General features: G+C 36.4%; 10 protein-coding genes and 1 other RNA gene. 3 read left to right on the top strand and 8 right to left on the bottom strand.

Annotated elements, in window-relative coordinates; all coding sequences use genetic code 11:
- Nucleotides 1–100 precede the first annotated feature (100 nt).
- The 7 genes from BLQ66_RS09380 to ffs form a co-directional block, all read right to left on the bottom strand.
- On the bottom strand, nt 101–4,537 hold the full coding sequence (locus tag BLQ66_RS09380; protein WP_074521929.1) for a coiled-coil domain-containing protein: 4,437 nt from the start codon (nt 4,535–4,537) through the stop codon (nt 101–103).
- Nucleotides 4,538–4,540: 3 nt separating this feature from the next.
- Nucleotides 4,541–5,245 (bottom strand): DUF6063 family protein, encoded by a 705-nt coding sequence (locus BLQ66_RS09375; protein WP_027431071.1) that lies wholly within the window; start codon nt 5,243–5,245, stop codon nt 4,541–4,543.
- A 28-nt stretch (nt 5,246–5,273) separates the two neighbouring features.
- On the bottom strand, nt 5,274–6,788 hold the full coding sequence (locus BLQ66_RS09370) for a hypothetical protein (RefSeq protein ID WP_074521928.1): 1,515 nt from the start codon (nt 6,786–6,788) through the stop codon (nt 5,274–5,276).
- 124 nt (nt 6,789–6,912) lie between these two features.
- Entirely contained in the window at nt 6,913–7,509 is a 597-nt protein-coding gene (gene recR, locus BLQ66_RS09365) for a recombination mediator RecR (protein WP_027431073.1), read from the bottom strand.
- Entirely contained in the window at nt 7,509–7,859 is a 351-nt protein-coding gene (locus BLQ66_RS09360) for a YbaB/EbfC family nucleoid-associated protein (RefSeq protein ID WP_027431074.1), read from the bottom strand. The genes recR and BLQ66_RS09360 overlap by 1 nt, the downstream gene beginning before the upstream one ends.
- A complete protein-coding gene (dnaX, locus tag BLQ66_RS09355; protein WP_074521927.1) occupies nt 7,859–9,475 on the bottom strand; it encodes a DNA polymerase III subunit gamma/tau in 1,617 nt (538 codons plus the stop codon). Before dnaX ends, BLQ66_RS09360 begins: the two co-directional genes overlap by 1 nt.
- Before the next feature lie 167 nt (nt 9,476–9,642).
- An RNA gene (ffs, locus tag BLQ66_RS09350) (signal recognition particle sRNA large type) lies at nt 9,643–9,907 on the bottom strand.
- A gap of 92 nt (nt 9,908–9,999) precedes the next feature.
- On the opposite strand from ffs, the gene tadA reads away from it, so the two are divergent.
- The 3 genes from tadA (at nt 10,000) to rsmA (ending at nt 12,004) form a co-directional block, all read left to right on the top strand.
- Nucleotides 10,000–10,515, top strand: a complete 516-nt coding sequence (gene tadA / locus BLQ66_RS09345) for a tRNA adenosine(34) deaminase TadA (protein ID WP_074521926.1) — start codon at nt 10,000–10,002, stop codon at nt 10,513–10,515.
- Entirely contained in the window at nt 10,506–11,051 is a 546-nt protein-coding gene (locus tag BLQ66_RS09340) for a GNAT family N-acetyltransferase (protein WP_074521925.1), read from the top strand. Before tadA ends, BLQ66_RS09340 begins: the two co-directional genes overlap by 10 nt.
- Before the next feature lie 74 nt (nt 11,052–11,125).
- A complete protein-coding gene (rsmA, locus tag BLQ66_RS09335; protein WP_242869342.1) occupies nt 11,126–12,004 on the top strand; it encodes a 16S rRNA (adenine(1518)-N(6)/adenine(1519)-N(6))-dimethyltransferase RsmA in 879 nt (292 codons plus the stop codon).
- A 99-nt stretch (nt 12,005–12,103) separates the two neighbouring features.
- Here the strand turns inward: rsmA and metG are convergent, their stop codons facing one another.
- Nucleotides 12,104–14,107 carry a methionine--tRNA ligase gene (metG, locus tag BLQ66_RS09330; RefSeq protein ID WP_074521924.1) on the bottom strand — a complete coding sequence of 668 codons (2,004 nt, stop codon included), beginning with the start codon at nt 14,105–14,107 and terminating at the stop codon, nt 12,104–12,106.
- Nucleotides 14,108–14,209 lie beyond the last annotated feature (102 nt).

Below are 14,209 nucleotides of genomic sequence, written 5' to 3'. Positions count from 1 at the left end.
AAATTTTAGCACAATACAAAAGCATTGTAAACCAATACATAAGCTTCTATACTGTGCTAATTGTTAAATTTCTGTGTCTTTTGGAAACTAGATTTAAAAATCAATTTACAAAATCAAAGCTAGCCTGCTCATAATCTAAACGAGTATACTCTAGTTCCGTTTCCGTTGTATTGCTGTAGTAGTCTACCACTACGGTCTGCTGCCTGTTGTCTACAAGCTTCTGACCTAAAATGTAATTCACATCAAATCTGCCAACTATAGCAGGAGTTGCACCTCTTGCAGGTACAATAAGCTGTACATGATTTGTAGCAAGTAACTTAAAGATTGGCTCCCAAATATAAATATCCTTAGCCGCACCAAATGGGTTATCAATAAAGATTGTCTTTCCTGTAACGCCCTCTTTTGCCACATCATTCATATTAGAAATGTAATTAATAATGGCAATTAAGAACTGGATGTAGATACCCTGTGACTGACCTGTTGAACCAACGGCCTCCTCATAACGAAGATATCTAGACTGATCCTTAATTCTTTCTCTCTTATAAAGATTAACTCTAATTGAGTTCATATCTGTAACAATTACAGAGAACAATCTCTTCCAGCTAAGTCTATTTCTAATGTATTTTAATCTCTCAGAAATATCCTTAAAGGACTCCGCCATAACAACCGTCTCGTCAATGTAGTCTGACATTCTCTCCTTATAGAAGTCCTCCTTAACATAAGGAATATCAAGACTAATAATACTAATCTGTTCTCCATCAAGATTAATATTAGATAACTTAGGAAGTCTATCAAGTTCCGTCTTAATATTAGAACATGTCTGGATGCATCTATTTTCAAAATTATCCTTAATTCTTTCCATGTCCTCGATACCCTTGTGGATTCTATCCTTTTCAAGTTCCACAAGACTATTAGTCTCAGTTAAGGCATTAATCATATTGTCTGCCTTCTCATAAGAATCAGGAATGTTAATAGATAGCTTAATCTCAGCTGCAAGTTCCTCAGCATTAAAGCCATTTAATAAATCCACAAGATTTTGCTTTTGCTTTGCAAACTCATCTACCTTCTTATATTCAAGCTTTGTGATGTTATTGTATTCCTTTGCTACATTTTCATAATCCGCAAGGTCAAGGTCAATGGCTACAACGTCTTCTCTTGAAACCTCTGCTGGAAGTTCCATAGCTGCATCCTTTACAATTCTTTCTAAGTCTTTTTGAATTATTGTGACATCCTTTAAATTGCTCTCTAAGCTCTTAATCTCGGCTTCTCTTTCCTTAAGGTCAGCTTTAAACTTTAAGATTAAGTCCTTGTGCTGCTTCATAAAGCCTTCAGGGTCCTTACATTCAAAGGCCTTAAACTCACCATACTTAGTCTCAATCTGATTAATACCATGTGCTATTGAACCATCAAGTCTGTTATAAAGAGCTTCCTGTGCTTCAAGTTCAAGAACTGTATTTTTATGTTCCTTCTTAGCCTCAGTTAAATGTCCTTTTATTTCAAAAAGTTTCTTCTGATTTGTCTTTGTAATATTCTTTTCATCATACTTAAGCTTGATCTGGTCTAGGCTGTAGCCCCTATAGCTAATCTGCTCCACGCACTTATCAATGGAAGCCTTAAGATGAGACATTAAAGTTTCCTTATCCTTAACGTCTGCATTTTTACTATTTAGGGCAGTCTTTAAACCAAGGAAGCGGCTTTCAAGCCCCTTAATGTCCGTTTCGTATATTGCAAATGTTTCGCTAACATCAAGGCCTTCCTCAAAATATTTACTATACTCTTCATCCCAGATTGCATTAAGACTCTTAATCTTTTTATCATAAGATAAGTTAACTTCTCTAGCACTATCTAGCTGACTAGAAATCTTAGCTAAATTCTCCTCTGATAAGCTAACTCTTTCTCTAGCCTCAGCTATTTTCTTTTCAAGTTCTTCTACTTCCTTGTAGACATCTGCAATCTGCTTATTAAAGTTAATAATAGTCTTTAGGCTCTGAGACTTATGTCTCATTTTTTCAATTTTATCTTCTAAGTCTAACTTAAGCTTTTCCTGATCTGTCAACTTAGATGTTACAGTCTTTAAGTTTGCTTCAAGTATTTCTAGCTTAGTAGTGTTTGTCTCAATTTCAGACTTAATCTCAGCAATAGTCTTTTGGCTATCCTGATTTTCTGTTAATAGCTTATAGCCAAAGGCAAATGTATAATCGTTCCAAACAAGCTCTTTTCTATCCTTTAGGGTATCAAGCTTATGTCCGATTTCTTCAAATTCATCATTGGCAAGTTTTAATTCTCTTTCAATATCCGCTGGGTCTCTAAGGAAGTTCATGTCTTTAAGGGCAAAGACGATTAAGTCCTTATTAATCTCAAGCTTTGTATCAATTAGAATCTGCTCACTTATTACTGGGAAAATGACACCACCCCTGCCAAAGTTAGCAAGAGTCTCATCGATTTTAACCCTTTCAAAATCATTCTTTATAATAAAGCCATACTCTACAAAAGGAGTTCTCTTTATTACATCTCTTCTCTGACCTACAGGAAGGGCATCAAACCATTCATGGCCTTCTACCACATCATCTCCGTACTGAGAAATAAGATAACTCTTTAACTTGTTTCTCATAGGGTCATCGCAAATGTAAGTTCTCTTTTTTACATTTTCAATAAACTTTAAAAGAGCATTAGATTCTGCATTTAACTTATCGTAGTCTTTTACAATGGCATTATAAGTCTCTAGGATTAGCTCACATAAGCCATCCTTTAAATCCTTACCATAAATCTCACAAATGCTCTTAATTCTTTCTTCATCCTTCTGATTTGAATTTTCCTTATCTTCTAGTTCTGCTGCCTGACTATTAAGAAGTGTATTTAATGCCTTAAGAGCGTTAATTTCTTCCTTTAAGCTAGCAGACTTAGATGCATTTTCATTGTAGTTTTTAGTTACTTCTTCAAGATTCTCGCCTAAATCATTTAGCTGTGAATCAGTAGAAATAAGGTCTGTGTCTGCATTTTCAGCAACTAAAAGCCCCACTTCCTCCATCATAGCCTTAAGGCGCTTGTTAGCTCCCTCAATACCGTCCTTATTATGCTTAATTAAACTAGTAAAACCAGCTAATTCCTTATCTGCTTCTCTAAGAGCAGTCTTTGCATCCTCATGCTTTGCCTGAAGACCCTTCTCGTCTCTATCAGAGAGATTCTTCTTCTCCTCTAAATCCTTAAGAGACTTCTTATAAAGCTTATTGTAAGCCCCTGCAAGCTGCTTTAACTCAGCCACAAGGTCCGTATCCTCTCTTAATCTTCCATCAAGAGAAACCTTAACCTCAGAGTAGTTGTTCTGATATTCAAGATAGTCCTCGTAATCCTTTAGGGCCTCATAAAGACTTAAGCTCTTTTCAAGCTCGTCAATATTGTCCTGTTCCTTTTGAGACTTAGTCTTAAATTCCTCCACCAATCTCTCAAGAGAGTTTAGTGAATTTTGTTCCTCAATAACCTCTGCTATGGCGATATTCTTATTTTCTAAATCAAGAGATTCTTTTAAGTCTTCTAGTCCATGTCGTTTTTCTTCAATAGCTTCTTCTGCATTTTTAACCTCATACTTAGCGGTTAATGCTAGGTTATAGAGATCTGTAGATGTCTTATTTTTTCTATTGTAAAAATCTTCATAGCTCTCAAGATATTCCTTAAAGCCATCAATTGCTGACATCTGACTATCATAAGCACTAATCTGTGCATGCTTTTTAGAGAGCTCCACAAGCTTATCCTTTATATCAAGTAAAGTTTCCGCCATCTTGCCCTCGTCGCTTTCCACAGAAAGTCTATTGTTAAAGGACTTCTGAATAATCTCTTCAATAAGCAAGTCCTCAATTACCTTACGGCTAGTCTTATAATTTGTTTCAAAGTAAGTTCTTACATGACCTTCCGTCTTATTAATACCGCGAACAATTTCCCAGGCGCTTTCATAAATACCGTACTTTGTAATAAAGCTCTGGTATTCACCCTTCTTATCGAAAATGTATACCTCATACTTAAAGTCGTTTTTATTCAAATCTCTAAGATAGCTTTTTAGGCCATTATAAGTGACTCTCTCACCATTACTTGTAAGAGGTAAATTCTTAATATCATTGTCGCCAAACTCACGATAGAAGATGCAGTAGTTAAAGTATTCTACAGTAGCACTGCTTGATGCTGCTGCCACACTTTCCTCTCCTTCTTCTTCGTTATTCTTACCCTTTCTAGCGCAGAAGCCTGTTGTCATATATTTAAAACCATCTTTAATATAGGCACTATCAAGCTTCCACTCCACAAGAGAATGAATACAAGTATTTTGTCCACCCTGTCTAAAAAGCTTCTCAATTGGCTGCTTCTCATCAAGAGTACAATTTGGAATCATGTTTTGTAGGAGTAAAAGCATAAGTAAACTCTTACCACCACCATTGGCTAAATCATAAATTGTATTCTTGCAGTTAAAACGCATAATAAAGTCATCATAATACTGAGTGGCGAAGTTATATTTTACGTTATTAACACGAATTCTATTAATTTGTGGCATTTTCTATTCCTCCCCATTCATTATTTCAGAAAATCTTCCTCTATACTCATCAAAGTAGTTTTCAATCAAGCTCTTAAATCTATCTGTTGGATAATATCTGTCCTGACTTTCCACTAAAAGCTCCTGGCTTATTAGGAAGTTTACAACTATCTTTACAAAACCAGCCTTAGAGTTTCTTGCGGCTCTAAGTCCAGACTGATCCTCAATAGTTGCAGCTGGTAATTCATCCCAGCTAAGAGCAATCTGCTTAAATGAGTTTTCTTCGATTTCATCCATAATTAAACCAGCTGACTTATCAATGATTGAAAGGCTGGTCTTTTCTACATTTGCAATAATATCCTCTAATCTTACAAACTCTGCATAAGTCGAACTTACTGTATCTGTGTAAAATAGAGTGATAACGTTATAGATTACAAAATAAGCCAAGTACAATTCCTTATTAAGCTTAAGGCCCATCTTAGCTCTAAGCTCTTCATTGCTGTAACCAAAGACCCTATTATTCTCCTTTGGTCCTACAAATAAAGCGTTATTATATTCATAAATATTTAGATTAAACTTCTTAAGAGACATATGCACAATGTCGTAAACTTCAGCATTTGTGTTGTACTCCTGATAAAGTGTGGCATTGGCGCCCTTCTCTGATACATTTTCCCCTTGTATAAGCTTAGATACTATGTCTAAGGCCTTATCTAAATTTCGATTCTCCATAAAACTCCTTATCTATATTAGCTTTTATCTAACTTACCTTCTTAATCAGAATATCACTAACCTCTAAATTATCCCCGATTTCAAGCATCTGTGCCTGCTGCTTTTCTAACTCAAACTTTAAGATGTCCTTGCCTTCGTAGGCTTCCTTTAGGATTCCATCTAAAAATGTTTCGTTGTCCATTTCATTACCACCTAAATTGTATGTCTCTTTTTGACAAAGATTTACAAAGAAGGAATAGTAATCAGCATTCTTTAAAATCCTCTCATCGTAGGCTTTTTCCATATATTCGTTGAATTCCTTTAAAGTCAAACTGTCCTTTTTAGAAAGAAGCGAAATAATATTATTCATTATGAAAATGTAATTAAACCTTATTCTTGCATCTTCCACCTCATCTGCAAAGACGATATCTTTTAGTTCTTCATTAGTTACCTTTTCCTTAAACTCGTACTTAGCCGGTTTAACAGTTAAGGCATCGTCAATTGCTGTAATATTAAAGTTCTTCTTTATGTTTGGCTTAAAAAGCGGATTAAGTAGAATTTCTAGAGCATCCGCCTTGTCTCTTTTTATCAAAGCATTCAGTGTTGCTGTAAAATCCATGTGAGATCTAAGTCTTGATAACTTAGCCTTTCTTACTGCATCATCTGTCATTTTCTGCATTAAAGTACAATCTCTTAAAAGCTCCGCATGTCGATTCATGGCAAGCTTAAGCTGATTTTCAAGATTATAAATTTCATTAACCGTTCTGTAATAGCTCTCGCTTTTTACTGAAGTCTGGCCTGCATTAAGCTTTTCAATGGCCTTTGAGATTAATTCCTGGTTCTTTTTAAAGAGCTTTTCCTCATCTTCAAACCATTTCATACCAGTCTCTACAAAGTCCTCATAGGCCTCAATACCTGCGTAGACATCTGTTGATAATATGACTAAAACTTCGTTTTTCTTCTGCTTTAATCTATTAACTTCTTCATTTATACGCTCAACTACCTCAATACCACCTCTGAAATTCTCAGAGTTAATCATCTTTTCAAGTAAGAGCTGAGATACATTTATCCTACTCTCATCCTTAATTTCCTTGGTATCAAGATAAAACTCTACAGCGTCAGCACTAATAGAGTACCATACCGTATTGTTACGAATAGTACTCTCAATTATCTTCATTCTGGAAATATATCTTTTTTTATCAACTGGATCAAAATAAGAAAATTCAAATGGTCTGCCGTCATTCTTGATCTTATCAAAAATGTAATCAGAGATTTCCTTAGCCTCCTCTTCGGATAGCTTAAGGCCAAAGTCTCTATTTAGCAGAGCAGTTGTAAATTCTAGATATTCAATATAAGTAACATCCTTTTCTTTAAAATTATTCTCTTCAATAAAGAATCGAAGAATGGCCATAAGAATATATCCCATATCAAGAATCTCATACTTGCCATCCTTGAACTGAGAAAAGTTGGTATCAATAAGTTTAAAGAAAGGATAGTACTTCTTTAGATTTAACATTCTTTCGCGGTGATCTGAGATAATATCACCCATCATATTTTCTGCCATGTATTCTCCCTTTTAGGCACTAGGCCTGCTTCCCCAAAATCATCTACTCACTACACTTCCCTTTTGAAAATGTATTGCATGTCGCATTTTTACAAAAATGTTACATGTCGCTTTCTTTCAAAACCTATAAAGTAGTTCTTCCTTCTAAAGCTCTAAGTAGTGTTACCTCATCAATATATTCAAGGTCCCCACCTACAGGAACGCCACTAGCAATTCTAGTAACCTTAATGCCTGTTGGCTTAATCATCTTACTAATATACATTGCTGTTGTTTCACCCTCAAGATTAGAATTAGTGGCAATAATTACCTCATCTACATCGCCCTCTAATCTCTTTATAAGTTCCTTAAGCTTTATATCAGATGGTCCAATTCCAAGCATTGGACTAATTGCTCCATGAAGCACGTGATAAACGCCTTCATACTTACCTGTCTTTTCATAGGCTGCCAAATCCTGTGTCTGCTCCACAACCATAATTGTCTTATGGTCTCTTTTGGCATCTCTACAAATTGGGCACTCCTCTTCATCTGTTAAAGTAAAGCAAGTCTTGCAGTAATGAATGTGGCCTCTAGCCTCTACCATTGTGCTAGCAAGATGTTTTACTTCCTCTTCAGGCATATTAATAATATGAAATGCCAGGCGTTGGGCACTTTTTGTTCCAACACCTGGTAATCTTGATAGTTCTTCTATTAGCTTATTTATATGTCCACTATAGATGTCCATTAAAATAATCCTCCGCCAAGTCCTGAAAGACCGCCAGTAATCTTAGACATAGAAGCTGCAGATTCTTCTTCACACTTTCTAAGTGCTTCGTTAGTTGCTGCAACGATTAAGTCCTGAAGCATCTCAACATCATCTGGATCAACTGCTTCTGGATCAATCTTAACCTTAGTAACTTCTCTCTTACCAGTTACAGTTACTTCTACAACACCACCACCTGCTGTTGCACTAAATTCCTTGCTTTCTAATTCAGCCTGCTGTTCTTCCATCTGTCTTTGCATTCTCTGAGCCTGCTTCATTAAATTATTCATATTACCAGGCATACCACCTGGGAAACCGCCTCTCTTAGCCATTAAATCATTTCCTCCGTATCATCAATTTCTATATCGATTCCCACTAATTCTTTCAAGTCAACATATCGTCTGTGGAAATCATCATTATCGTCTATCTTAGTTACAAGAAGATTAACCTTAATTCCGGTTCTTTCTTCAATTAACTCTACCAATTCAGCCTTTCTTTCTTCTCGGCTTAAATCGTTATAGCTACTTAGAGATTGTACCATAATCTCAAGACTAATTCCATCATCAGCTAAAGTAACATGTTCATTTTCAAGCATGGCTCTAAGTAGGCCATTATCAATGCTTGACACAATGCTATTCCATGATGCTGCAATCTTTTTTATGTCCTCTGGAACTGCCTTATAGACTCTTTTTTCAACAGGAGCTTCCTCTTCTTTTGTAGGGCTAGTCTCCTCATCTCTTATGGCAATTCTTGGAACACCATTTTTTATTTTGGTTAGAGCTTCTTCAAGCTCTGTCTCTAATTTTGATACCCTTGCTGAGAGCTCACCAACATCATTAGTTTTCTCCATAGCAGGTTTCATCATCTTAATTAAACTAACCTCTAACTTAATTCTCTTCTGACTAGCAAGCTTTAAATCTGCCTCTAATTCTGAGAGAACTCTAATATATCTCATTAGGGTATCAGCATCTATATCCTTACTTTGTTCTGCTATCTCATTCATATTATCCCTAGATAATTCAACAACATCCTCCACCGCTTCTAGGCTTGGACTTGTCTTAATAAGTAACATATTTCTAAGATACCAAACAAAGTCAGTAACAAACTGTACTAGGTCACGACCAGAAATAACAATTTCCTCAATGAGATTCATACATCCGGCCACATCACCCTTTAAAATAATAGATAACATTTTCTTAAAAACATCTGTATCTACGGCGCCAAGTACATCCAACACGTTCTCGTACTTAAGGTCTTTACCAAGATAAAAGGCGATACACTGATCAAGTAGGGATAGGGCATCTCTCATGGAGCCATCTCCTGCCTTAGCCACATATCTTAGGGCCTTCTCTTCAGCATTAATGTGCTCGGCCTCCATAAGTTCCTTTAATCTATCAGTAATTGTATCAATGGTGATTCTATGAAAATCGTATCTCTGCACACGAGATAAAACCGTAATCGGAATCTTTGCAACCTCAGTTGTGGCAAGGATAAATATTACATAAGCTGGGGGTTCTTCTAGAGTCTTTAATAGTGCGTTAAAGGCACTGATTGAAAGCATATGAACCTCATCGATTATGTAAACCTTATATTTACCCTCAGTTGGGGAATACTGCACCTCGTCTCTGATTTCACGGATGTTGTCTACACCGTTGTTGGAAGCAGCATCAATTTCAATAACATTCATAGAAGTTCCTGCTGCAATTGCCTTACAAGTTGGGCACTCACCACAAGGGTTGCCATCCACTGGATGCTCGCAGTTTACGGCCTTTGCCATAATCTTTGCAATACTTGTCTTACCTGTACCTCTAGTACCTGTAAAAAGGTAGGCATGACCGATTCTATCAGATTTTATTTGGTTTTTAAGTGTTGTTACAATGTGATCTTGACCCTTAACATCGTTGAAATTATCGGGTCTCCATTTTCTATACAAAGCCTGATATGCCATATTCTTATCTCTCTTCTTTTATTTTGGAAAATCCTAAATTAAATTATAAATCAAATGTCAAATATTTAAAAGACATCTTTACAAGTCTATTAGGATAACAATTGCCACACCAAGGATCACCCTCAGTGTGGCATTTATAAAAGATAAATTATTCCAATGTTTTAAAACCGCGCGCTCTGGCCTCGAACAATCATCCACAGACGTTACCAGTCTAGTTAGCTCGGCCCAGGCAACCTCTCGGCACACAGAAGCTTCTACTTAATGCTGCTTCGTTCCCGACCTGACATGATTCGTAGATTTCTATTGCGAGAGACCCAAACGTCATCACCACTTTTACTGGGCTGCTCCATAAAATCAAGCCCTCAACCAAAGCATCACCCCTGCTATAGCAGATTTCAGGTACAGGGTCCTGCTACCACCCCGGCTGCACGGTAAGTTAAATTATACTTAGCTTTTACTGCTTTTGTCAACCTCAATATAATATGATAAAATCTTATTAGTTTATAAGAAATAAGGTAAATACTATGAATGAAGAGAATTTAAGTAAAGAAGAATTAAATTTACATAAAAAATATATGCGACAGGCCATCACTCAGGCAAAGAAAGCCTATAAATTAGACGAGGTACCTATTGGCTGCGTAATAGTCTATGAGGGCAAGGTTATTGGTAGAGGTTATAACAGACGAAACACTGATAAAACCACTCTTGGCCACGCAGAAATCACAGCCATTAAAAAGGCTAGTAAGTATATGGGTGACTGGAGACTTGAGGATTGTAGCATTTACGTAACTCTTGAACCCTGTCAGATGTGCGCTGGTGCCATTGTTCAGGCTCGTATTCCAAATGTTATCATTGGCTCTATGAACCCAAAAGCCGGATGCGCAGGTTCCATAATAAACCTGCTTAATATGGCGGAATTTAACCACCAATGTAAAGTAATTCGTGGTGTTTTAAAGGAAGATTGTTCTAACATGCTAACAGAATTTTTTAAGGAGCTTAGATCTAAGAAAAAAGCTAGAAAGGAAGAGTCATGCAATTAGAATATAGCATCGACAACTATATATTAAAGGTCTTAGACGAGGGCCATGCAGATATTGTTCTTGATTTCTATAAAAGAAACAAGGAGAGCTTTAATCCTTACGAAACTGCAAAGCCTGAGAATTTTTATAGCACCGAATATATAGCCCTTATGTTAAATGCAGAATATAACGCAATCATCAAAGGAAAGTATGTGAGGTTTTATCTTTTTGAGAAGGATAAGCCAGACTACGTAGTTGCTACATTTTCATTCTCAAACATAATCCTTGGCTATACGAAATCCTGCAATATTGGCTACAAAGTGGATATCGCCTATCAAAACAGAGGCATTGCCACTAAATTTATACCAATCTGTGTGGACCTTGTAATTGCTGATAAAAATATACATCGCTTTAACAGCTATGTCTTAACCACAAATTATCCCTCCCTTAAGGTTATGGAAAAACTAAATTGGATAGACGAGGGAATTGCCCATAAATACGCCTATTTAGACCACGACTGGAGGGACCACAAGCATTTTGTCTACATAAATAACTAGACAAGCTTTAGTATTTATAGATATAATATCTAGACGCCTAATTATGAATTAATTAGCTTTGAAAGGATTTAACTATGACAGATTATAATAATATAATGCATCTTGCCAATCCGACTAATACAATTGCTGTACTTAACAGATACGGCTTTAATTTTCAGAAGAAGTTTGGCCAGAACTTCCTTATTGATGAGAATATTGTAGAGAAGATTGTTAGAGAAGCGGGAGTAACAAAGGATGACTTCGTCCTTGAAATCGGCCCTGGTATTGGTACCATGACACAGATTCTTTGTGAAAATGCTAGAGAGGTCGTAGCTGTAGAAATTGACACTAAGCTTATCCCTATTTTAAAAGAGGACACTCTTAGATACTACGACAACGTAACAGTTATTAACGAAGATATCTTAAAGCTTGATATTAACAAGATTGTTAAGGAGAAGAACAACGGCAAGCCAATTAAGGTAGTTGCTAACCTCCCTTACTATATTACAACCCCAATTATTATGGGTCTTTTTGAAAATCATGTAGCTCTCGATAGCATTACAATCATGGTTCAAAAAGAAGTTGCCGATAGAATGCAGGTAGGTCCTGGTACTAAGGACTATGGTGCTCTTTCCCTTGCAGTTCAGTATTATGCAAAGCCTGAAATCGTACTTAATGTACCTGCTAGCTGCTTTATGCCACGTCCTAACGTAGATTCAGCAGTTATTAGACTTAATAGATATCAGACACCAGCTTATGATGTTAAGAATGAAAAATTATTATTTAACCTTATTAAGGCATCTTTCCTTCAGAGAAGAAAAACAATGCTTAATAGCGTATCTAATGGTCTTTCAAATGTAACAAAGGAAGATTTAGCTAATGCCCTTGAAAGCATGGGCCTTCCAAAGACAGTAAGAGGTGAAGCCCTTACTTTAGAGCAGTTTGTTGAGCTTTCTAACTTACTTGCTAAATAAACCATTAAGACAAGTGTGTCGCTTTTATACAAAAAGAGGAGTTCTATTAAGAACTCCTCTTTTCTTATTCCTATTAATTAGTAAGCCACTAATTATTTATTACTTAATCTCGCTACCAGCAATAATATCCTTATCAACTGTAAGAACTGATAAGTTACCTTCATCATCACTTGCTGCAAGAATCATACCCTGTGATTCAACGCCACAAAGCTTAACTGGCTTTAAGTTTGTAATAACTGCTACCTTCTTACCAACCATTTCTTCTGGCTTGTAGAACTGAGCAATACCAGATACAATCTGTCTTACCTCATCGCCAATTCTAATCTGTGAGCAAAGTAACTTCTTAGCCTTCTTAACTGGCTCGCACTTTAAAACTTCGCCAACTCTAATCTGAATCTTATCGAAATCATCGATTGAGATTTCTTCCTTAGCTTCAACTTCTGGATACTTAACTCCGCCAGCTGCTGCCTTCTGTGCTGCCTGAAGCTCTTCAACCTTAGCTAAAACTTCTTCAATATCAAGTCTTGCAAAGAGAATTTCTGGCTTTTCTGTTACCTTAAGGCCTGACTCTCTTAAACCAAACTTATCTAAGTCATCAAAGTCACGAAGACCTGCTTCCATATTATCTGGATAAAGCTGAGCTAAAACTCTCTCAGTTGTTTCTGGCATGAAAGCCTTAAGTAGGTTAGCACCAATTGTGATACCCTCAACTAAGTTATATAAAACTTCTTCAAGTCTTTCCTTCTTAGCTTCGTCCTTAGCAAGTGCCCAAGGCATTGTCTCATCGATGTACTTATTACATCTCTTAAATAATGTAAAGACTTCTGTAATAGCATCAGCAACATGAAGTGTAGCCATCTTATCTTCTACCTTCTTAACTGTTCCTGTAACTACTGCCTTAAGATCAGCATCGTAGTCTGCGCTGTTACCTTCAGCATCAACTGCACCATCTGTGTTAACACCTGTCTTATTAACAACTCCGCCAAAATACTTATTAGACATTGAAATTGTTCTGTTAACAAGGTTACCAAGTGTATTAGCAAGTTCAGAGTTCATTCTCTCAACTAATAATTCCCAAGAAATTACACCATCATTTTCAAATGGCATCTCGTGTAATACGAAATATCTAACGGCATCTACACCAAACATATCTACTAAGTCATCAGCATAGATAACATTTCCCTTAGACTTACTCATCTTACCATCTGCCTGGATAAGCCATGGATGACCAAATACCTGCTTTGGAAGTGGTAAATCAAGAGCCATAAGGAAAATAGGCCAATAAATTGTATGGAATCTAATGATATCCTTACCGATTAAGTGAAGATCTGCTGGCCAGTTAGCCTTGAATAAATCAGATGATTCACCATCGCAATTATAACCAATACCAGTGATATAGTTTGTAAGAGCATCAAGCCATACATAAACTACATGCTTAGGATCAAAGTCTACTGGAATACCCCACTTAAATGAAGTTCTAGATACACATAAATCCTGAAGACCTGGTAATAAGAAATTATTCATCATTTCATTCTTTCTTGAAACTGGCTGAATAAATTCTGGATGTTCATTAATATAATCAATTAATCTATCAGCATACTTGCTCATCTTAAAGAAATAAGCCTCTTCCTTAGCTGGCTTAACTTCACGTCCACAGTCAGGACACTTTCCATCAACTAACTGAGACTCTGTCCAGAAAGATTCACATGGAGTACAGTAAAGACCCTCGTAAGCACCCTTGTAAATATCTCCCTGATCATATAACTTCTTAAAGATTCTCTGAACCTGCTTCTCGTGGTCCTCATCTGTAGTTCTTATAAACTTATCATAAGAAGTATTCATTAAATCCCAGATTCTCTTAATTTCTGTAGAAACCTCATCTACAAATTCCTTTGGAGATACACCAGCTGCTGCTGCCTTCTCCTCGATCTTCTGACCATGTTCGTCACTACCTGTCTGGAAGAATACGTTATATCCTTGCTGTCTTCTAAATCTTGCAATACTATCTGCAAGTACGATTTCGTATGTATTACCAATATGAGGCTTGCCTGATGTATAGGCAATAGCTGTTGTCATATAGTAATTTCCTCTATTCTTTGGCATTGATCTTCCTCCTATCATTTATTAGCATTAATCCACCAATTGGCAGAAATCAACTCATTATTAATTGCGTATTGAAAATGTATCTATAAAAAACATATACCA

Source organism: Lachnospira pectinoschiza, from assembly GCF_900103815.1.
GTDB classification, from domain to species: Bacteria; Bacillota; Clostridia; order Lachnospirales; family Lachnospiraceae; genus Lachnospira; species Lachnospira pectinoschiza_B.
Note: the sequence above shows the minus strand (reverse complement) of the source record. Positions and strands in the feature narration are given on the sequence as shown.